Source organism: Novosphingobium sp. YAF33, from assembly GCF_052113265.1.
In the GTDB taxonomy this organism is placed as follows: Bacteria; Pseudomonadota; Alphaproteobacteria; order Sphingomonadales; family Sphingomonadaceae; genus Novosphingobium.
Window position 1 is genome coordinate 210604 of sequence record NZ_JBFRCW010000005.1, and the last position, 20754, is coordinate 231357.

Sequence of the window (20754 nt, forward strand, 5' to 3'; positions counted from 1 at the left end):
TTGCACGGGCGATCCCGCCATGCAACCAAGCGTCTCTGTCACTTTTGAAGGACTTGCATGATGCCGACGATGCAGGACAAGCGCCACGATTTTCTCTGGCTGGTCCAGCTCTGGATGCAGCGGGAAAGAGACGTCGCCGGCTGGACCGCGGCTTGCGGTGACGCGGTGGCGGCGAGCTACCGCATCCCCGCCGACATGACGGCGCGGGACGCCGCTCACGATTTCATGGCCTTCAACAGCGAAGCCTTTCGCGGCGAGGCGGAGAACAAGTGTCCCGACTGGATGAACGCACTCCAGGATCCGCATTACGAATAATCCCCTCGCACCGGGCGGATTGCGGCGCACCGGCCATTCGGAAACGGGGCGGGCGTGTCATCGAAAATGGTATCGCGGCCTGACGATGCGGCCGCATTTTCCCGAAAGACGCTGGATGAAGTATTCTTTGGCCGCCCTGCCGCTCGCCTCGCTCCTGGCCGCGTCTGCCGCGTTTGCCGCGCCTGCGGCCAGCGCGCCGGACGTGCCTGCGGGCGATGCCGAAAACCCCGCGCTGTTCCAGCCCGAAGCGGTGCAGTCCACGGGCGCGGTTTCGATCGCGGGATCGCGCCTGGCCTACCACGCCGTGGCGGGCACGCTGGTGGTTCATGCCAAGGGATGGGAAGACACCGACGCCCTCGATGCCCGTTCGTCCGAAGACGAGGACGAAAAGAAGGGCGGCAAGGCCGAGGCCTCGATGTTCTACACCGCCTATTTCAAGGACGGCGTGCGGACGCCCGGTCGCCCGATCACCTTCCTTTTCAACGGCGGTCCCGGATCGTCGAGCGTCTGGCTCCACATGGGCGCCTTCGGTCCGGTGCGGGTGGAAACCGCCGACAGCGCCCATACCGGGCCGGCGCCGTACAATACCGTCAATAACGACGCGAGCCTGCTCGACGCCAGCGACCTCGTGTTCATCGATGCACCGGGCACCGGCTTCAGCCGCATCGCGGGGAAGGACAAGGCCAAGGCCTTCTATGGCGTGGACCAGGACATCGACGCCTTTTCGCAATTCGTGGAGCAATTCCTCTCGAAATACGGTCGCTGGAATTCGCCCAAGTACCTGTTCGGCGAAAGCTACGGCACGATGCGGGCGGCCGGCATGACCCTGGCGCTGCAGGCGCGTTCGATCGACCTGAACGGCGTGATCCTGCTGTCGGACATCCTGAACTGGGATCTGATGCCCGACGATCCGCAGTCCAATCCCTCGGTCGATCTGCCCTACATCGTGGCCTTGCCGACTTACGCGGCGACGGCATGGTATCATCGCAAGCTGGCTGACCGGCCGGACGATCTCAAGGCGTTTCTGGCGCAAGTGGAGGCCTTCGCCACCGGGGAATATGCCCAGGCGCTGATGAAGGGCAATGCGCTGACCGACGCCGAGCGGCGGCAAATCGCGGACCGACTGGCGGCCTATACGGGCCTATCGGCCGACTATCTCCTGAAGACCAATCTCAGGATCGAATATGGTGCTTTCCAGAAGGAACTGCTGTCGGACCAGGGACTGACAACCGGCACTCTGGACACGCGCTTCGCCGGGGCGACGCTCGATCCGCTCAGCAAAGTGGCGGACTACGACCCGCAGAGCGCGGCGCTGGAGGGCGCCTACGTTGCCGCCTTCAACCAGTATGCGCGCGGCACTCTGCATTACGCGGCGGGCGAGGGCGGCGAGAAGCAGTTCAAGCCCGGCATCGGCATCTATGGCAGCTGGGACTATCGGCACAAGCCGCCCGCCGCCGGGAAGCCGTTGATCGCGCTGCCCAATGTGCTGCCGGACCTGGCCATCGCGATGAAGCAGAATCCGACGATGAAGGTCATGGTCAACGGCGGCTATTACGACGTTTCGACGCCCTATTTCGAAGGCGTGTTCGAGATGCGGCACTTGCCGGTGCCACCCGCCCTGCAGGCGAATGTCGAGTATCAGTATTACGAGTCGGGCCACATGGTCTACGCGCACCTGCCGTCACTTCACGCCCTTCACGACAACGTGGCCGCCTTCATCAGCAAGACGTCAGGCGGCAGCGGAACGGGTCGCTGACGGAACTGTCGCAAGCGCCGAATCCCGTATGAAAAATAAACGAGGTCCTGGCCTCTAAGCGCCCGACATTCCCGCATCGCGCGAGGCATTGCCGATGAGGGCGAGCATCTTGAGCCGCGCGTCTTCGGGGTCCCCGCGCAGGATGGCGTCGAACACGGCATCGTGATCCGGCATGGGATCGCGCGATTCCTTGCGTTCGTCGCGGGCGAAGCGAGTGGTCCAGGCGACCACGGCGGTCACCGAAGTGGCCAGATTGATGAGCGCCTCGTTGCGGGTGGCCATCAGGATCAGGTTGTGAAAGCTCTGGTCCGCCGCACGGCCTTCCGAGGTCTGTAGCCCGAAACGGCGCATTTCCTCCAGCGCGTGACCCATGCGCGAGATGTCCTGTCCGTCGCGGCGCATGGCCGCGAACTGGGCTGCGGCGGGTTCGACCACGGTGCGCAGTTCGAAGATGTCCCGCAGGAATTCCGGCGTCGGCCCGGCCTCGAACATCCAGGCCAGAACATCGAGGTCTAGGATGTTCCAGCGCAGACGCTCGTTGATGCGGGTGCCGCTCTTGGTGCGGCTATAGACCAGGCCCTTGGCGGAAAGAACACGCACGGCTTCCCGGTAGGCGGTGCGCGAAACGCCCTGTTCCGCGCTGTAGCGCTCTTCCCCCGGAAGCATTTCGCCGGGCTGGTAGCGGCCTCCGACGATCGCGATCGCCAGGTCGTGTGCGATCCGATCATGGATCGCCCGTGTCGGCTGCGTCGCGTGCCGCGACAGGGGATGGTCGTCTTCAACGCTCATCCCCCCTCGTCTGCGGTCCTCGCGCTGACGTCAAGCCCGGAGCGACGTTGTCGCGCACATCTAGTATGAGAAAAAAACGCCAAATTTGGCTCTGAGGCGGCGATATGCCGGAATCAGGCTTGTCATGCTGGGAATGATCGGCAATCTAGTATGAGAAATAAAAGACAGACTCGGAGGGGATATCATGAAAACTGGATTTGGTCTGGGCAGCGCATCCGCGATCGCCATCCTTTTCACGCTATCAGGCACCGCCCACGCTGCTCAGGACGCAGCACGGAACGCCGCACAGGTTTCCGGGCCAGACTCTGCGCAGGATGCCGCTCAGGCCGTGGCAGCCGGGGGCGAAGCGCCGGACCCGGGCGTTTCCAGCCAGGACATCATCGTCACCGGCATGCGGGCCAGCCTCTCTTCCGCGCAGAACATCAAGCGCAACGCCCAGCAACTGGTCGACTCGGTCGTGGCCGAGGACATCGGCAAGCTGCCGGACAACAATGTCGTGGAAGCGCTCCAGCGTGTGCCCGGCGTCCAGGTCGCTCCGCGCGCCCGCGGGGAATCCGCCACCGTGCTGATCCGCGGGCTGCCCGATGTGGTGACGCTCATCAATGGGCGCAATATCTTCACCACCACCGGCCGCTCGCTCTCGCTTGCAGACGTTCCGGCGGATCTGGTGGCCGGCGTCGACGTCTACAAGTCCCGTTCCGCGGAGCAGCTCGAAGGCGGCATCGCCGGTCTTATCGACGTGCGGACCAGGCGGCCGTTCGACTTCAAGGGTTTCCAGCTCGCGCTGGCCGGCCGTGAGGTTTACAGCGAGCAGGCCGACAAGATCGATCCCTATGCCAGCGCATTGCTGACCGATCGCTGGTCCACCGGCATGGGCGAGATCGGCGCGCTGGTGAGCGTTTCGTTCCACCAGACCCGCTACCGCGACGAGACCATCTTCGGCGGCGGCTACTTCGGCTACAATCTCGACAACAGCCGCGCGCCTTACACGCCCGGCGTACCGCTCGACCCGCGCGGTACCGGCGCCGCCGACCCACGGGTGTTCCGCACGGATGTCATCGGCGCCTTCGACCGGATCGGCACGCGCAAGCGGCCCGCCGTGAACGTCGCGCTGCAATGGGCGCCGGACGACCGGCTGACCGTCCATGCCGACGGCCTGTTCTACGGCTACCGCGAAAAGGGCAACGGCAACCAGAACTTCACCTCGATGAACGGCACGCTGCTCTCGCCGCTCCAGTTCGTGGACGACACCAAGCTGGTGCAGTCGCTGAGCATCGCCGGCGGGCGCGTGGCGCAGTTCGGGCAAGCCTACCAGAACACCGCGGACCGCTACCAGGGCGCGCTCGGGGCGGATTGGAAGAGCGGCGACTGGGAGGCATCGAGCGAGTTTTCCTATACGCGCTCCAAGGCCACCGACATCGCCAACAACCTCGATGTCGATTTCATCGCCGCGCGCACGGATGCGGTGTTCAACAATGGTTCGGGAACGCCGACTTTCGTGCTCCCCGCCGACGACATCGCCGATCCGTCACGCTATTATCTCTCGCGCCTCTCGACGACGCGCACCGTGGGTGACGGCAAGGAGCTGGCGTGGCGTGCGGACGTCTCCTACCGCTCGCCATTCCTGATCTTTTCCGGGATCGACGCCGGCGCCCGCATCAGCAAACGGGATGCGAGGTCGGACTCCTTCGTGCAGACCGTCAATTGCGCCGCCACCGGCGCGGTCAAGTGCTACTCCATCAAGGCGGACGATCTGCCCGGCCTGATGACGCTGACTCCCGGCGGGTTCTACAAGGGCACGCGGCCCTATGTGCGGCAATGGGCGACGCCTTCCACCAGCTACCTGCTCGATCGGATCGGCGACTTGCGCCAGACGTTCGGCTTGGCCGCCGCCGATCCGGCTTTCCAGGATACGCAGCACTTCGACATCACCGAGAAGAACTATGCCGGCTATCTGCAGGCCAATATCGAGGCGGGGCGGCTGGACGGGCAGATCGGCTTGCGGGTTATCCGCACCGACATCACGTCGAACGCCTTCCTGGTCCTGCGCGGGGCGACCTCGCCCGTCACGATCCGCAACGAGAGCACCGACGTCCTGCCCAGCCTGGCGCTGCGCTACAAGCTGAAGGACAATCTGTTCCTGCGCTTCGCCGCCAGCAAGACGATCACCCGGCCCAGCTTCGCCCAGCTCAACCCGGCAGTGACGCTGACGCCGCCCGTCCCGGGACAGCAGCCTTTCGGACGCGGCAGCAGCGGCAATGCCGACCTGAAGCCGATCCGCTCGGACAATTACGACTTGTCGCTGGAATGGTACATCGATCGGTCCAGCTCGATCACCGCCACCCTGTTCCGCCGCGACGTGACGGGCTTCATCCAGTCCGTCACCAGCAATTTCGATATCGACTATCTCGGGGCCGACAACGGCGTCTACCAGATCACCCGGCCGGAAAACTCGGGCTCGGGCAAGATCCAGGGGATCGAGGGCGGTGTGACCCTGTTCCCCAAGGGGCTGCCCACCTGGCTCGACGGCATCGGCGTGAGCGCGAACGGCACCTATATCGACGGCAAGAACAAGGCGCTCTCTCCCCTGCCGGGCGTCACCGGATACATGGACATCCCGTTCCAGAACGTCTCCAAGTATTCCGCCAGCGCGACGCTGATCTATGAGAAGGGCGGTTTCTCGGGCCGGGCATCCTATGTCTGGCGCGACAAGTACAACGCCGGACTGCACTTCACCGGCATCAATCCGAATTTCATCACCAATGGACAGATCAGCAACCTTGACCTGTCATTCTCCTATGAGATCAATCCGGACTTCACGGTCGTGCTGGACGCGACCAATGTGTTGAAGAACCTTTACAAGACCTCTTTCAACGACCCGGCGCTCTTCCCGCGCGATACGGTCCTTTACACCCGCACCATCGCGCTCGGTTTCCGGGCCAAGATGTGAGGACTTTGGCAATGCTCCCATTCAAGAGGATGACCCGATGACGATATCCAGGGCGATCGCTGCAATGGCCGCGTTCATGACGCTTCCCCTGCCGGTCCATGCGCAGGCGGCGGCCGGCAAGGCCGGGACGGCGCTGGCCGATACCGCGAGGGACGTGACCGTCACCGTCGATACCGCCCGGGCCGAGGGCAAGCTGCCCCCCGTGTGGCGGTTCTTCGGCGCCGACGAGCCGAACTACGCGACGATGAAGGACGGCCGCAAGCTGCTGGTCGAACTGGGCAAATTGAAGTCCGGCCAGGTCTACTTCCGCGCTCATAACCTCCTGAGTTCGGGCGACGGCACGCCGGCCTTCAAGTGGGGCAGCACCAATGCCTACAGCGAAGGCAAGGACGGCAAGCCGGTCTACGACTGGACGGTGGTGGACGGGATCATCGACGCCTATCTGGCGCGCGGCGTGCGGCCCTATCTCCAGATCGGCTTCATGCCGGAGGCGCTTTCCAGCGCGCCCAAGGGTACGCCTTACCAGCATAGCTGGCGCCCAGGCTTCGACTACAAACTGATCGCCACCGGCTGGACCTATCCGCCGAAGGATTACGAGAAGTGGGCGGAACTGGTGCGCCAGTGGACGCTCCACAATATCGAGCGCTACGGCAAGGCGGAGGTGGAAAGCTGGTACTTCGAAGTCTGGAACGAACCCAATTCCAACTTCTACTGGTCGGCAAGTCCCGAGGAATTCTACAAGCTGCACGACTACGCCATTGCAGCGATCCGCAAGGCCCTGCCGAGCGCGCGCGTGGGTGGGCCGGATGTGGCGGGGCCCGGCGGCACGTTCATGGACGGTTTCCTCAAGCACGTATCCTCGGGGAAGAACTATGCGACCGGCGAGACCGGCACGCCCACCGATTTTCTCTCGTTCCATGCCAAGGGCAAGCCCTCCTTCGTGGACGGGCATGTCCGCATGGGCATAGCCACGCATCTGCGCGAGACCGATGGCGGTTTCACCAAAGTGCTGTCGATCCCTGCGCTGGCGGGCAAGCCGGTGGTGATCGGCGAAAGCGATCCGGAGGGCTGCGCGGCCTGCCCCGGCCCGCAGAACGACTATCGCAACGGCACGATGTATTCCAGCTACACGGCGGCCAGCTTCGCGCGGATCTGGGAACTGGCGCAGAAGCGCAAGGTCAACCTGGAAGGCGTGCTGTCCTGGTCCTTCGAGTTCGAAGACCAGCCCTGGTTCGCCGGCTATCGCCAGCTTTCCACGAATGGCGTCGACCTGCCGGTGCTCAACGTATTCCGCATGTTCGCCCAGCTTGGCGAGACGAAGCTGGCGACGGTCAACGCCGCGCAGATCCCGCTCGAAGCCGTGATGGCGCAAGGCGTGCAAGGCAATGCCGACATCGGCTCCATCGCCACGCGGACGGCCGAGGGCAAAGTGGCGCTGCTGCTCTGGCACTATCACGACGATGACGTCGCCGGGCCCGACGCCCAGGTGACCGTCAACCTCAAGGGCCTCAAGGTCGCGCCTGCCGGGGCGAGCCTGTGGCGGGTGGACCGCGATCACGCCAATGCCTTCGCGGCCTGGCAGAAGATGGGATCGCCCCAGTCTCCCGACCAGAACCAATATGCCCAGCTGGAAGCCGCGTCGCGCATGCAGGCGGAGCGGATCGCCGTGAGCGCAAGCGGCAAGGATGCCCGTGTCTCGCTGCGCCTGCCGCGTCAGGGCGTCGCCCTGGTCATGCTCGACGCCCAGTGAGGATGGCGGACGTGGAAGCCGTGGCCGGGACAGGGGCAGGGACAGGGACAGGGACAGGGGCAAGGCCTGAGACAGGATCAGGTCCGATACGGGGACGCTGGGCGATTGCGGCCATGATCGCCGTCGCCATCGCCATCAGCTATCTCGACCGCCAGACCCTGCCCTGGGCGATCAAGTATATCGAAGCCGATATCCCGATCGGCAACCAGACCAAGGCCTTCCTCGATTCCGCCTTCCTGGCCACGTATGGCCTGATGTACCTGGGTGGTGGCTGGCTGCTCGACCGCGTGGGAACGCGCGCCGGCTTTCTGGCGATCATGGTGTTCTGGTCCCTGGCCTGCGCCAGCCACGGGTTTGCGGGCGGGATCGCGGCACTGGTCGTCAGCCGCCTGCTGCTGGGCATGGGGGAGGGCGGGGGCTTCCCCGCCGCCACCCGCGCTATCGCCGAATGGTTCGCGCCCCGCCACCGCGCGGCGGCCATGGGACTGGTCAATGCCGGCACGGCTGTCGGCGCGGTCATCGCACCGCCGCTGATCGCAGGCGTGCTGGCCTATGGCCACTGGTTCGGCCTGGCGAGCTGGCGCTGGGTGTTCTTTCTTACCGGCGGCCTCGGCCTGGCCTGGGCGGTCTGGTGGTTCCTGACCTATCGCACGCCGTCCGAGAGCGCGGACGCGGAAGTGACGAGCGGCCCCGCGCCGACGCTGGCCGGGCTGGTCGCCCGCCGCGAGGTGCGCGGCGTCGTCTGCGCCAAGTTCCTCAGCGACGGCGCGTGGTACTTCTACTTGTTCTGGCTGCCCAAGTACCTGTTCGAGGCGCATGGCTTCGACCTCAAGCAGGCCGCCACCATCGGTTGGATTCCCTATGCCGCCTCGGGCGTGGGCAGCCTCTGCGGCGGCTGGCTGTCGAGCCGCCTGCTTTCGTCGGGTCATTCGGTCAACGCCGCCCGCAAGATCGCGCTCGGCGCCAGCGCCGCCTGCATGCCCTGGGTCATGTTTGTGCCGGCCACCGCTTCGGTCGCGGCCGTGATCGCGATCTTCAGCCTCGCCTTCTTCGGCCAGCAGAGTTGGTCCACCCTGGTCATGACCCTGCCGACCGACCTGGTTCCGCGCCGCGCGCTGGGGCGGCTGGCCGGGCTGGTCGGCCTGGGCGGCGCTTTCGGCGGCATCGTCATGGGGCAGGCGGCAGGCTTGGCGCTCGACATGGGGCTGGGCTACCCGCCCGTGCTGACCGTGGCCGCCATGCTCCACCTGATCGCCTTCGCGCTGATCTGCCTCACCATTCCCCGCATCTCGCAACTTGATTTTTCAGGAAAGGTCCTGCCTTGAAGATCACCGAAGTCCGCACCCGCGTCGTCCAGTGGCAGGGCGATACCGTGCCGCTGCCACCGCATTTCTGCACCAATCCCATGGACCTCGTGTCCCCCATGCTGTCGCCCGAGACCATGGGCACCTTCACGTTCCATGGCTGGCTGATCGTGGAGATATTCACCGACCAGGGGCTCGTCGGGATCGGCAATGCCGCGCTCGCGCCGCTCGTCACCAAGCAGATGATCGACCAGTACCTCGCGCCCCTGCTGATCGGGCAGGATCCGTGGGACAGCGAGTTTCTCTGGCAGCACATGTACCGCAAGACGATGGCCTTCGGGCGCAAGGGCGTGGCGCTGGTGGCCATTTCCGCGCTCGATATCGCGATCTGGGATCTCATGGGCAAGTCTGCGAAACAGCCGGTATTCCGATTGCTGGGCGGGCGCACCAAGGCGAAGATCCCGGTCTACGCCAGCCGTCTCTATTCGGTCCCGCTGGACGAACTCGCCCAGGAAGCCGCCCGCTACAAGGCGCAAGGCTACAAGGCGATGAAGCTGCGCTTCGGCTGGGGGCCCATCGACGGCGCAGAGGGCATGGCCCGCAACGTCGAACTGCTCCGCACCGTGCGCGAGACCGTGGGGGACGAGATCGACATCATGGCCGATGCCTACATGGGCTGGAGCCTCGACTATGCGAAGCGCATGATGCGGCTGATAGAGCCGTTCAACTTGCGCTGGCTGGAAGAGGCGATCATCCCCGACGACATCAACGGCTATCACGAGCTGCGCCGCTTCGGCACTACTCCCATCGCGGCGGGCGAGCACGAATTCACCAGCTTCGGCTTCCGCCAGATGATCGAGGCCAGGGCGCTCGACTACTTCCAGTTCGACACCAACCGGGTGGGCGGCATCACCGCCGCGCGCAAGATCCAGGCGCTGGCGGAAGCCTATTCCATCCCGGTCGTCCCCCATGCCGGGCAGATGCACAATTACCATGTGGTGATGGCCAGCCTCAATTCTCCGATTGCGGAGTACTTCCCGATGGTGGACGTAGAAGTCGGCAACGAGCTCTTCTGGTACATCTTCAAGGGTGAGCCGCAGGCGGTGGATGGGTACATCGACCTGGACGACAATCTTCCGGGGCTCGGCCTCGAAATCGACGAGGATGCCCTCTCGCGCTTCAAGGTGATCGGATGACGAGGATGAAAGTGGCCGTGCTCGGCCTGGGTATCATGGGCTCCGGCATGGCGCGGCAGTTGCTGGCAGCGGGCTTCGAGGTCGCCGTGTGGAACCGCAGCGCGGACAAGGCGCAGCCGCTGGCGGATGAGGGCGCGCGGATAGCGGCCTCACCGGCGGATGCCGGAAACGGGGCTGCGATCGTCATCGCCATGCTTGCCGACGATGCGGTGTCCCGCGCGGTCTGGACCGGCGAAGACGGCGCTCTGGCGGCCATGCACGAAGGGGCGATCGCCCTGGATTCCAGCACGCTCACCAGCGGTTGGGTGATCGAGCTGGCGGCGCTGGCCGAGGCGCGGGGCGTGCGGTTCCTGGAAGCACCGGTGACCGGCAGCCGCGATCAGGCGGCGCAAGGCGCGCTGCGCTTCCTCGTCGGCGGGGCAGCGGACGTCCTCGAAGCCGCGCGTCCCGTGCTCGACGCGATGGGAAGCGCGACGGTCCATCTCGGCCCGGTTGGCAGCGGTGCCACGGTGAAGCTCGCCAACAACTTCCTCTGCGGCGTCCAGGCGGCCAGCCTGGCCGAAGCCCTGGCGCTGTTCGAAAAGCGCGGACTCAACGTGGAGCAGGCCGTCTCGGTGCTCACCGAAGGCGCCCCGGCCAGCCCGCTGCTCAAGGCCGTCTCGCGTCGCATGCTCGACCGGGCCTACGATCCGCACTTCTTCGTGCCGCTGATGGCGAAGGACCTGAGCTACGCCGGTCAGGCTCTTGCCGAGGCCGGAATTCCGTCCGCCATTGCGGAGGCGGCGCGGAAGCGGTTCCTCGATGCGGCGGCGTCCGGACATGGAGAGCAGGACATCGCCTCGATCATCGAACCGCTGCGGTAATCCCGCGGGCCCTTGCGGGGGCGGCGACTGCGGTGCCGGAAGCATGACGGCGTCTAATCCCGGTTGCAGCATCGTGTTCGGCGAGATAGAACATGACGAGAACTTTCAACGGGAATCGTCATGCTCAACACCGGGGAAAAACGCGCCCGCTTTCGCGCACTGCACCAGGATGGCTTCTTCATTCTCCCCAATGCCTGGGATGCCGGCAGCGCGAAACGGCTTGAAGCCCAGGGTTTCCAGGCCATCGCCTCCACCAGTGCCGGTGCGGCCTGGGCGCTGGGCAAGGATGACGGCCAGCTGAGCTGCGACGAAGCGGTCGCGCATCTCGAAATGCTGGTCGCGGCAACCGTCCTGCCGGTGAATGCGGATTTCGAGAACGGGTTCGCGGACGCGCCAGAGGCGGTCGCCGCCAATGCCGTGCGCGCGGCGGCCACCGGCATTGCCGCCCTGTCGATCGAGGATTGGTCGGGTAGCGCGATCTACGACCGAAGCCTCGGGGCCGAACGTATCGCGGCCGTGCGCGAAGCGCTCGATCCCGATGTCCTGCTGGTGGGGCGAAGCGAATTCTTCCGCGCGCCGGAAACGCCGGCCGCCGAATGGATCGCGCGTGCGGTCGCCTATAGCGAGGCCGGCGCGGATGTCCTGTTCGTGCCTTTCATGCTCGATCATGGCGCCGTTGCCGAACTGATCGCCGCCGTCGCGCCCAAACCGGTCAACGTGCTGGTCGCCAGTTTCGACACCATCCCGGATTACGCGCGACTGGGCGCCCGCCGCTGCAGCGTGGGCGCGGCGCTTGCCGGTACGGTCTGGAAGGCATTCGACGAGGCTGCGGCCGCGTTGAAGGGCTTCGAAGCCTGATCCGCACCTCGCGGCGATCTGCCGCGAGGGCGCGATTCTTTCTGCCGGCCGGTGAGAGCATCTCCGGTTCTACCGGCCGCAGAACCATGCAATGCCATTCGCGCCGGACCGACGCAGCGTCTATTCTCGGTCCATGTAGCAAAACTTACATTATAGTCGCTTAGTCGCGGGCCGTCCTCTTCTCGCTGCCGAGCCATTCGCCGTGACCGCGCCTCAAGTTCGCCCGATTGATCGTTGGTTCGTCGACGAAGTCCTGCCGCATGAGCGGGCCTATCTCGCTTATGCGCGCCGCACCGTTCGCAATGACGAGGAGGCGGGCGATATCGTGCAGGACGTCTACGCCAAGCTGTTCACGCTCGATGGGTGGAGCGCCATTGCCAATCCGCCGGGCTATGTGATGCGCATGATCCACAACCAGGCGATCGAGCGTATTCGCCAGGCCCGGGTCGTGACCATGCAGCCGCTGCCCGAACTGTCGCTGCACGACGTTGCGGACGATACGCCCGACAGTTTCCGCACCGTCGCCGCGCGGATGCAGATGGCGCATGTCCAGAAAGCTATCGCGACCCTGCCGGAGCGTTGCCGGATCGCGCTGGTGCGCCGCCGCTTTGCAGAGGAAACCCCGCGAGAGATCGCCAGCGATCTCGGCATCAGCGTCTCCACTTTCGAGAAGCGCCTGGCGCGCGCGGTCGAACTTCTGACCCATGCCTTGACCCCGCAGGACCGCACTTGCGAGGCACCATCGGAAGACGTGCGGGAGAAGATGCTTCTCTGATTTGCGCCAGCTTGATAGACAAGGGTCTCAGGACMGACACTTAGCCGATCGCAACCCACTGCAGACGCCGCGATACATGACGAATTCGAAAGATCCTCTGGGTCAGGATGCCCTTCTTGCGGAAGCCTCGCGCTGGTTCGCGGCGCTGGACGCGGGAACCGCGCGTCCGGATGAGTTCGAGGCGTGGCGCACCGGCAATCCTGCCCACGCCGTGGCCTATGCGCGGATCGTCGCGAAATGGGAGGGCATCGCCGGGGCTCCGGTCGCCCCGGCCGTGCCTTTGCGCGCCAGTCGGCGGCAGTGGCTCAAGGTTGCCGCCGTGGGCGTGCCGATGGCCGTGCTCGGCTCCGGCTTTCTGGCCGAGCGCGCCTATGCGTGGGATTCGGCGAAGACCGGGATTGGCGAGACGAAGCGCGTGGCCTTGCCCGACGGCAGTGTCGCCTACCTCAATACTGACAGTGCACTGTCCTGGCGGTTCGGCCGCCACGAGCGGACACTTCGGCTGGACCGCGGCGAGATGGCGCTGGACTTGCGGCACGGCGGCGCGGCGACCTTGCGCGCCAACGACGCTTCGCTGCCGCTGGCGCCGGGCCTGTTCGACGTCAGGATCGAGGACGGCCATGCGGAACTGACGCTGGTCGACGGCGCGGCGCTGCATCTGCCGCAGACCGCGAGCGGCCTGACCTTGCGCCGCAACGATTCGGTCATCCTGGTCGAGGACGGCTCGCCGCGCCTGGAAACGCGCAGCACGGAGCAGGTGGCCTCGCTGATGGCATGGCGGATGGGCGAGATCGTTTTCCTCGACGAATCCGTGGCGGAGGCGGCGAGCGAGTTCAACCGGCATCTCACGCGCAAGATCACGGTGGGCGATTCCGAACTGGCGCGCGAAAAGATCGGCGGTCGCTTCGATCTCGACCGGCCGGACCAGTTTCTTCAGGCCGTGTCCCTGAGCCTGAACGCGCGTGTCGTGACCAATGCGGCGGGTTACGAACTGATCCGCTGAATTTTTTTGCTTCGACTTGGAGGCAAACCTTTTCAATCCCGTCATCCCCGCGAATGGCGCAGACGTTGCGCCATATCGGGGGTAAGATTTTCATGTCCGTCCGTAGGTTCAATTCGCTTGTCGCCGCCATGGTCGCCTCGACCGCGATGCTTGCCGTTCCGGCGCAGGCTGCCACGATCTATTTCGACGTTCCGTCGCAGTCGCTGGGCCAGGCGCTGATCGCATTCTCGAAGCAGGCCAAAGTCAAGATCGTCTATCCGGCGGCCAAGATCCGCGGGCTGACGGCGGCCTCGGTGCGCGGTACGATGACCCGGCAGGAAGCGCTGAGCCAGCTGATCGCCGGTTCGGGCCTGCGCGTGGTGGGCGATGACGGTCAGGTGGTGGCGCTGGCGCAGGCCACGGAGGGAAACGGTCCCGTTGCTGCGGCGAGTGAACCGGCCCCGGAACCCGACATCGTCGTGACCGGCTATCGCCAGTCGATCGAGGAAAGCCTGGAGCAGAAGCGCCAGGCCAATGCCTTCGTCGAAGTCATCAATGCGGAAGACATCGGCAAGTTTCCCGACAAGAACGTCGCCGATGCCCTGCAGCGCATGCCCGGCGTGGTCATCACCCGCGACGGCGGCGAAGGTTCCCGCGTCAGCATTCGCGGGTTGCAGCCCGGTCTTACGCAGACTTTGCTGAACGGCAACTTCCTGGCCGGCGCCGACAGCGGCGATCCCCAGCGCTCGTTCAACTATGTGATGCTGCCCGCCAACTTCATCGCCAGTACCGAAGTCTACAAGTCTTCCGAGGCACGACTGGAGGAAGGCGGCATCGGCGGCACGATCATCCTGAACACCCGCCGTCCCTTCGACGTGCCTGCCGGTTCGGGCTTCATCTCCGCCGAAGGCACGTATTCGGACAATAGCGACAAGTTCGAGCCGCAGATCGGCGCGCAGTTCTCGTGGAAGAACGAGGACGAGACGATCGGTTTCCTGGTCGGCGGCGTCTACCAGAAGCGCACCAACCGCGAGATGCGCTCCACCGCGGGCACCTGGCGCTGGTGGAGCGATCGCGGCGCCGATGGCCAGGTCCTCGAACGCGCGACCGACGTGAACGGCAATCCGATCGCCAACGATGCGGCGGTCTCCTACTGGACCGGCGGCGGCCAGAGCACGATCGACGGCGATCACTACACCGGATACTGGGCGCCGCAGTCCGTGCGCGCCGAAGTCTTCGACCAGGATCGTGAGCGCTTCGGCATCCAGGCGACTGCGCAGTTCCGTCCGACCGAAAACCTGACGATTACTGCGAACTACTTCCGTTTCGAATATAGCAGCGACTATGTGATGAACCAGCTGACCATTCCCGAGTGGGGATATGGCAAGTTCTTCAGCGACGCCGTGTTCGACCAGAGCGGCACGGTGATGAAGTCCGCCGCCTTCTCGGTCGACGGCGCGCCCTGCCTTGCCGCGACGCCGATGTGCACGATGGAGACGCCGCGCCTTACGGGGTATTATTCCAAGGAGAAGCAGCACTCGCAGACGTTCGAAGGCGAGGCGCATTACAAGCGCGATCGTTTCGACGCGGTGCTGAAGGTGGGCAAGACCGCGTCCCGCGGCGGCCCGACGATGCGGTTCCAGGTCGCGGCCAAGCCGCGCATCACCGTGACGGGCCAGGAGCAAAACGGCAACTTCCTCAGCGCCTGGGATCTCAGCAGCAAGGGCGTGGCGATGGAGTTCTCGCCCGAACTGCAACAGAACCTGATGAACGGTGTGGCCCAGATCGACATCGGCGGCACCAATTCCAGCTTCACCAACAGCGCGATCGACCAGCCCTATGTCCAGCTGGACCTCACCCGCTCGTTCGATGGCAGCTTCCTGCGCTCGATCCAGCTCGGCGGAAAATGGCGCCGCCTGAAGGTCCACCGCGAGACCGGGCGCAACGAATGGTACGCCGATGCGGAGAACAAGATCCGCTACCAGAATACGCCGGCCGGCGCCGTCGCGCAGCCGGAATACTTCTACGATACGCCGATGGGCAACATCAACGGCGGGTTCAGCGCCAACCTCTATCCCGGCGTCGATTTCAAGCGCTATCTCGACATCATCAATGAGCGCTACGGCCCCTCGGTGCGCGAGCCGGAGCCGAACAACGTCTACAATCTCAGCGAGGAAGCGCTGGGCGGCTATGCCCAGGCGAACTTCGGCAGCGGTGGCCTTCGCGGCAACCTGGGCCTGCGCGTCGTCAAGACCATCCAGCGCGACGAGACCTCGGACCGCCTCCAGTACCTCGTCGACTACTGCGTCGACGGACCGGGCGGCCCGTTCGATCCCAATCGCCCTCTGGGCGCGGACGGCAATTGCCAGGTCCTGCCGCTCGCCAGTCGCGAGATCATCGAGAACATCCGCCTGCACGAACGCAAGAGCTACACCGATGTCCTGCCCAGCCTGAACCTGTCCTATGACATCACCCCCACGCTGCTGCTGCGCGGCGCGGTGGCCAAGGTGGTGTCTCGGCCCTCGATCTCGGACCTCGCGGGGGCGCGTTCGCTGACCTACAAGTCGGAAGCCTATGCCTTCGACCGCGACCAGTTCGGCGAATTCGCCGGCTGGTCGGGCAGCGGCGGCAATTCCCAGCTCAAGGCGTTCAAGGCCTGGCAGTACGACATCGGCCTGGAATGGTACTTCCGCCCCGGATCGGTCGTCGGCGCCACGGCTTTCCGCAAGGACGTGTCGAACTTCATCGTTCCGCTGGTGATGGACGTGACCCGCGACGTGGCCGGCGAGCAAGTGCTGATCGAATCGTACTCCACGGTCGCCAACGGATCGAGCGCCGTCTCGCAGGGCGTCGAAGTCTATGCGCAGCACACGCTGCCCTTCGGCCTCGGCGCGCAAGTGAACTTCACCTACAACGACACCTCGACCGCCGACGTGACGCTCGACGGAGAGAAAGTCGGCACCTCGCCGCTGGTGGGCAGCGCCAAGACGCAGTTCAACGCCTCGGTCTTCTACGAGACCCGCCGCATGTTGCTGCGCGCCTCGTACAACCGCCGCGGAACTGTGGTGGGCGGCCTGTCCTCGGGCCTCAACACTTATACCGCGCCTTACGAGCAGGTGGACCTCAACGCCTCCTACGAGATCCGGGACGGCCTGATGCTCACTGCCTCGATCATCAACCTCACCAAGTCGCACGAGTGGCAGTACCTGGGCAGTGACACCAAGGACCGCCTGACCAGCTCGGTCTACTCGGGTCGCCGCGCCTACGTCGGTATCTCGTACAACTTCTGACATTCCGGCCGGCCCGGCGCTGCTGGCGCCGGGCCGGCCCTTTGCCTTTCTTGCGGAAACCTTCTCTCATGCGCAGACTTGCCTTTGCCGCCCTTTCGTTGCTTGCGACCGTGCATGCTCCCGCCGCTCTCGCCTGGGGCGGGCGGGGCCACGCGGTGATCGACCTGGCCGCGCTCGATACGCTGCCGGACGACGGCCCGGTGTTCCTGCGCCGATATGCCGAATATATCGGCGAAGAGGCGGGGGCGCCCGATACCTGGCGGTCTTCCTCGGAGCCGTTCTCCAAGATCGACGAGGATCCCAACCATACCTGGTTCGTCGAGCGGCTCCGCTTCCTCGATCCGGTGCCGCGCTCCCGCTATGCCTTCGTGCTGGCGCTCCACCGCGAGCATGAGCGGGTGGTGAAGACCGACCCCAAGGCCGCCGAGCGCCTCAACGTGCGCTGGACGGGCACGATGCCTTATGCCGTGATGGAAGGCTACGGGCGCATCGTGGCCGGGATGCGGAGCCTGCGGTCCAAGCGTTCGAAGGGGGAACCGACCGCGCATATCGAGCAGACGCTGGCATTCTACACCGCCTGGATGTCGCACTATATCGCCGATGGCACCAACCCGCACCACGTCAGCATCCATTGCGAGGGCTGGTTCGGCGACAATCCCAGGAACTACAATCGCAGCGGCGGCATCCATGGCCATTTCGAGATCGGCTATGCGGATTCCATCGATCTGCAACCGGCCGATTTCGAAAAGCGCATCGGCGTGCCGCAGCGGCAGGAAGGCGACCTCTTCACCCACGTCCTCGCGTTCCTGAACGAGAGCAACCGGGACGTGGAGACGATCTTCGCGCTCGACAAGCGCGGGGTGCTGGCAGACCCGGCGAGCCGTGAGGGCCGCGAATTCGTCTACAGGCGCAGCGCGGCAGGCGCCGCCATGCTGCGTGACCTGCTGACCCGCGCCTGGAAGGAAAGCGCCCGGCCGGGAGAAGGCGATCCGCGCCCGCAGGATCCCGCAGGTCCGCACTACGACCCGGAAACAGGATCGGCACCCGCGCCGCTCACCGCCCCTTGACCAGGAAAACCTCCATGCTTTCGGTCTCCCCTTTCATGAGCCTGAATCGCCGCACCCTGATGAAGGCCGGCGGCGGCCTGGCGCTTCTGGCGGGCGTGCCTGCCTCCGCCGCGGTACTGACCCGCCCGCTCGGCGCCGATCCTTTCACGCTGGGCGTGGCCTCCGGCGATCCCTGGCCGGACGGCTTCGTGATCTGGACCCGGCTGGCCCCGCGCCCGCTCGATGAGCACGGGGGGATGCCGCAGGCTGCCGTGCCGGTGGGCTGGGAAGTGGCCGAAGACGCGGGCTTCCGCCGGGTGGTGAAGAAGGGGCAGGCACTGGCGCGGCCCGAACTGGGGCATTCGGTTCACGTCGAACTGTTCGGCCTTCAGCCCCATCGCCACTACTGGTACCGCTTCACGGCACCCGGCAGCGATACCAGCCCAGTCGGCATGGCCCGCACGGCGCCCGCTGCGCAAGCCGCCGTCGATCGCCTGCGCATCGGCGTGGCGGGGTGCCAGCACTGGGAGGCGGGTTTCTTCGACGCCTGGGGCGCCCTGGCGCAGGAGCCGGACCTCGACCTCGTATTCCACTATGGCGACTACATCTACGAAGGCCGCGGCAACCCGAAGGCCGTTCGGCAGCATGCGGGCGACGAAATCTACAGCCTCGACGACTATCGTCGCCGCTATGCGCAGTACAAGGCCGACCCGCACCTCAAGGCGGCGCACCAGGCCTGCGCTTTCGCGGCCTCGTTCGACGATCACGAAGTGGACAACAACTGGGCGGGCGACTTCGATCAGGACGGCACGCCGCCCGAAGTGTTCCTGCTGCGGCGCATGGCGGCCATGCAGGCCTGGTACGAGAATATGCCGGTGCGCCGCGCGATGTTCCCCGGGACGCAGGGCATCACGGCCTATCGCCGGCTCGACTACGGGCAATTGCTGCGCACCCATGTGCTGGATACGCGGACCTATCGCACCGACCAGTCCTGCGGCGATGTCGCGCGTTCGGATGCCTGTACGCCGGAGGCCCATGCCAGCCCGCAGATGCTGGGCCATGCGCAGGAAGCGTGGCTGGACGAGGGGCTTTCGCGGCCCTCGACATGGAACCTGCTGGCCCAGCAGGTCATCGTCATGCCGCTTGACGTGCGCGCGGCGGGTGCCGGCAAGCCCACGTTCGAGACGGATCTCTGGGATGGCTATCGTCCGGCCAGGGCGCGCCTCGTGGAAAGCATCCGCAAAAACGGGCTGACCAATGTCGTGATCGCCACGGGCGATCATCACAAGCATGCGGCCGGCATCGTGCCGGAACGCGACGAGGCGCCGGACGGCAAGGCCGTCGCCGTCGAGTTCCTGGCGACCTCGATCTCGTCCGGGGGCAACGGCCATGGCGAGGCCGGGCTGGCGCACGTTCTCGACAACAATCCGAACCTCGATCTCTACACCGATCGCAGGGGCTATCAGGTGTTCGATGTGACGCCGCGGCTTTGGACCACGCATGTGAAAGTGATGGACGACGTGGAGAAGCCGGACGGCACCGTGCGGACGCTGATGCGCTACGAAGTGGCGCCCGATGCTGCGGCGCTGCACCGCGCCTGACGGGCAACCTGTCTCCGGTCAGGCATGCAAGGGGTCAGGCCATGTGAAGGGTCAGGACCAGCGCCAGGCTCATCGCGCCCAACACCAGCAGTGAAAGGACCACGGCGGCCGTGACCCGGCCGCCGGCGGACGCCACCGTGCGGACATCGACGCCCAGTCCGAGCGCTGCCATCGACACGACGGTCAGGAAGGTCGCCGTGGTCTCGGCGGGCGCGATCAGGCGCTCCGGCACGAGGCCGAACGAGCGCAGCGCGATGAGGGCCAGGAACCCGGCGATGAACCAGGGCACAAGGTGATGAAGCGCCGGTCTCGCGCGGGCGGGGCGATCTCCGGCGGGGTCGCGAGGCCAGGTTTCTCCCGCTTCGTTGCAGAGACGCGGTGCGGCGAAGGAGAGCAGCAGGCACACCGGCCCGAGCATCAGCACCCGCACGAGCTTCACCAGCGTGCCCATCTGCACGGCCACCGAGCCCAGCGGCGCCGCAGCGGCGAGGACTTGCGGCACGGCATAGACGGTGAGCCCTGCGAGCGCGCCGTACTGCAAGCCGCCAAGGTGCAGGGCCGCTCCGAACAGCGGCAGCACGAGAACGACGACGACGCCCAGCACGGCGGTAAAGCCGATAGAGGCCGCCACATCGTCACTTTCGGCGCCGATGACGGGGGCAACCGCGGCAATGGCCGAGTTTCCGCAGATCGAATTTCCGCAGGCGACGAGCAAGGCCATGCGCGCGGGCAAATGAAGCAGGCGTCCGACCACGAAGCTTGCGGCAATGGCCAGCACCACTACCGCCGCGATGCCGAGCAGCAGGGCCGGTCCTGCCGCCAGGATCGTCGCGGCACTCACGGAAACGCCGAGCAGGACCACTGCCGCCTCCAGCAGGAACCGCGCGCTGAAGGCGATCCCCGCCTGCCAGCGCGGATCCGGCGTCCAGATGGAGCGCAAGCCCGTGCCGATCACGATCGCCAGCACGAGCGCCTCCAGCCAGGCTTCCCCCAGAAGCGCCTGCTCGGCGCGTTGGCAGAGGTAAGCCGCGCCAGTGACGGCCAGGCAAAGCGCAAGGCCGGGGATCAGGCGGATCGCTCGGGTGCGCAGGGTCGGTGTCACGGCTGTCTCCTTGGGTCAGGAAACAGATGCTCTGCGAAGACCGATCATACTAATGGCGAGTTCTTGTCATTCCAATCTGCCGGAGAGATCGATCGCGCGCCCTGGATTGGCGGTTCTGGCGGCCTAACGCTTGCGCGAGACGTTTAAGCTCGCCGGCGTCTCCATCGGTATGATCGC

At 65.6% G+C, this 20754-nt stretch carries 15 protein-coding genes; 13 read left to right on the plus strand and 2 right to left on the minus strand.

Features of this window, described 5'->3' with window-relative positions; all coding sequences use genetic code 11:
• The first annotated feature begins 60 nt into the window (after window positions 1–60).
• Both AB4Z00_RS12035 and AB4Z00_RS12040 read left to right on the plus strand, forming a co-directional pair.
• Window positions 61–315 carry a hypothetical protein gene (locus tag AB4Z00_RS12035; RefSeq protein WP_134094381.1) on the plus strand — a complete coding sequence of 85 codons (255 nt, stop codon included), beginning with the start codon at window positions 61–63 and terminating at the stop codon, window positions 313–315.
• A 115-nt stretch (window positions 316–430) separates the two neighbouring features.
• A complete protein-coding gene (locus tag AB4Z00_RS12040) occupies window positions 431–2071 on the plus strand; it encodes a S10 family peptidase (protein ID WP_442046114.1) in 1641 nt (546 codons plus the stop codon).
• 54 nt (window positions 2072–2125) lie between these two features.
• Here the strand turns inward: AB4Z00_RS12040 and AB4Z00_RS12045 are convergent, their stop codons facing one another.
• Window positions 2126–2860: a FadR/GntR family transcriptional regulator gene (locus AB4Z00_RS12045; protein ID WP_132266778.1), complete on the minus strand. Its 735-nt coding sequence runs from the start codon at window positions 2858–2860 to the stop codon at window positions 2126–2128.
• A gap of 184 nt (window positions 2861–3044) precedes the next feature.
• On the opposite strand from AB4Z00_RS12045, the gene AB4Z00_RS12050 reads away from it, so the two are divergent.
• From AB4Z00_RS12050 to AB4Z00_RS12100, 11 genes are all read left to right on the plus strand, one after another.
• Window positions 3045–5810 carry a TonB-dependent receptor gene (locus tag AB4Z00_RS12050; RefSeq protein WP_442046115.1) on the plus strand — a complete coding sequence of 922 codons (2766 nt, stop codon included), beginning with the start codon at window positions 3045–3047 and terminating at the stop codon, window positions 5808–5810.
• Between the two features lie 37 nt (window positions 5811–5847).
• Window positions 5848–7560, plus strand: a complete 1713-nt coding sequence (locus tag AB4Z00_RS12055) for a GH39 family glycosyl hydrolase (protein WP_442046116.1) — start codon at window positions 5848–5850, stop codon at window positions 7558–7560.
• 113 nt (window positions 7561–7673) lie between these two features.
• Entirely contained in the window at window positions 7674–8885 is a 1212-nt protein-coding gene (locus tag AB4Z00_RS12060; protein ID WP_442046117.1) for an MFS transporter, read from the plus strand.
• Window positions 8882–10060, plus strand: a complete 1179-nt coding sequence (locus AB4Z00_RS12065; RefSeq protein ID WP_442046118.1) for an L-rhamnonate dehydratase — start codon at window positions 8882–8884, stop codon at window positions 10058–10060. Before AB4Z00_RS12060 ends, AB4Z00_RS12065 begins: the two co-directional genes overlap by 4 nt.
• Window positions 10057–10923 carry an NAD(P)-dependent oxidoreductase gene (locus tag AB4Z00_RS12070; protein WP_442046119.1) on the plus strand — a complete coding sequence of 289 codons (867 nt, stop codon included), beginning with the start codon at window positions 10057–10059 and terminating at the stop codon, window positions 10921–10923. The genes AB4Z00_RS12065 and AB4Z00_RS12070 overlap by 4 nt, the downstream gene beginning before the upstream one ends.
• Before the next feature lie 120 nt (window positions 10924–11043).
• Window positions 11044–11781, plus strand: coding sequence for an isocitrate lyase/PEP mutase family protein (locus AB4Z00_RS12075; RefSeq protein WP_442046120.1), 738 nt, complete (start codon window positions 11044–11046; stop codon window positions 11779–11781).
• Window positions 11782–11983: 202 nt separating this feature from the next.
• Window positions 11984–12556 (plus strand): RNA polymerase sigma factor, encoded by a 573-nt coding sequence (locus AB4Z00_RS12080; RefSeq protein ID WP_442046121.1) that lies wholly within the window; start codon window positions 11984–11986, stop codon window positions 12554–12556.
• 76 nt (window positions 12557–12632) lie between these two features.
• Window positions 12633–13559: a FecR family protein gene (locus tag AB4Z00_RS12085; RefSeq protein ID WP_314466917.1), complete on the plus strand. Its 927-nt coding sequence runs from the start codon at window positions 12633–12635 to the stop codon at window positions 13557–13559.
• A gap of 92 nt (window positions 13560–13651) precedes the next feature.
• Window positions 13652–16828 (plus strand): TonB-dependent receptor, encoded by a 3177-nt coding sequence (locus AB4Z00_RS12090; protein ID WP_243654265.1) that lies wholly within the window; start codon window positions 13652–13654, stop codon window positions 16826–16828.
• A 68-nt stretch (window positions 16829–16896) separates the two neighbouring features.
• Window positions 16897–17895, plus strand: a complete 999-nt coding sequence (locus AB4Z00_RS12095) for a nuclease (protein WP_442046122.1) — start codon at window positions 16897–16899, stop codon at window positions 17893–17895.
• Window positions 17896–17909: 14 nt separating this feature from the next.
• A complete protein-coding gene (locus tag AB4Z00_RS12100) occupies window positions 17910–19475 on the plus strand; it encodes an alkaline phosphatase D family protein (protein WP_442046123.1) in 1566 nt (521 codons plus the stop codon).
• Between the two features lie 34 nt (window positions 19476–19509).
• Here AB4Z00_RS12100 and AB4Z00_RS12105 read toward each other — a convergent pair whose 3' ends face one another.
• Window positions 19510–20577, minus strand: a complete 1068-nt coding sequence (locus tag AB4Z00_RS12105; protein ID WP_442046124.1) for a YeiH family protein — start codon at window positions 20575–20577, stop codon at window positions 19510–19512.
• Window positions 20578–20754: the final 177 nt, after the last annotated feature.

Coding starts and splice junctions, on each gene's coding strand:
- AB4Z00_RS12035 (WP_134094381.1), top strand. CDS start 61: ATGCCGACGATGCAGGACAAGCGCCACGATTTTCTCTGGCTGGTCCAG.
- AB4Z00_RS12040 (WP_442046114.1), top strand. CDS start 431: ATGAAGTATTCTTTGGCCGCCCTGCCGCTCGCCTCGCTCCTGGCCGCG.
- AB4Z00_RS12045 (WP_132266778.1), bottom strand. CDS start 2,860: ATGAGCGTTGAAGACGACCATCCCCTGTCGCGGCACGCGACGCAGCCG.
- AB4Z00_RS12050 (WP_442046115.1), top strand. CDS start 3,045: ATGAAAACTGGATTTGGTCTGGGCAGCGCATCCGCGATCGCCATCCTT.
- AB4Z00_RS12055 (WP_442046116.1), top strand. CDS start 5,848: ATGACGATATCCAGGGCGATCGCTGCAATGGCCGCGTTCATGACGCTT.
- AB4Z00_RS12060 (WP_442046117.1), top strand. CDS start 7,674: ATGATCGCCGTCGCCATCGCCATCAGCTATCTCGACCGCCAGACCCTG.
- AB4Z00_RS12070 (WP_442046119.1), top strand. CDS start 10,057: ATGACGAGGATGAAAGTGGCCGTGCTCGGCCTGGGTATCATGGGCTCC.
- AB4Z00_RS12075 (WP_442046120.1), top strand. CDS start 11,044: ATGCTCAACACCGGGGAAAAACGCGCCCGCTTTCGCGCACTGCACCAG.
- AB4Z00_RS12085 (WP_314466917.1), top strand. CDS start 12,633: ATGACGAATTCGAAAGATCCTCTGGGTCAGGATGCCCTTCTTGCGGAA.
- AB4Z00_RS12090 (WP_243654265.1), top strand. CDS start 13,652: ATGTCCGTCCGTAGGTTCAATTCGCTTGTCGCCGCCATGGTCGCCTCG.
- AB4Z00_RS12095 (WP_442046122.1), top strand. CDS start 16,897: ATGCGCAGACTTGCCTTTGCCGCCCTTTCGTTGCTTGCGACCGTGCAT.
- AB4Z00_RS12100 (WP_442046123.1), top strand. CDS start 17,910: ATGCTTTCGGTCTCCCCTTTCATGAGCCTGAATCGCCGCACCCTGATG.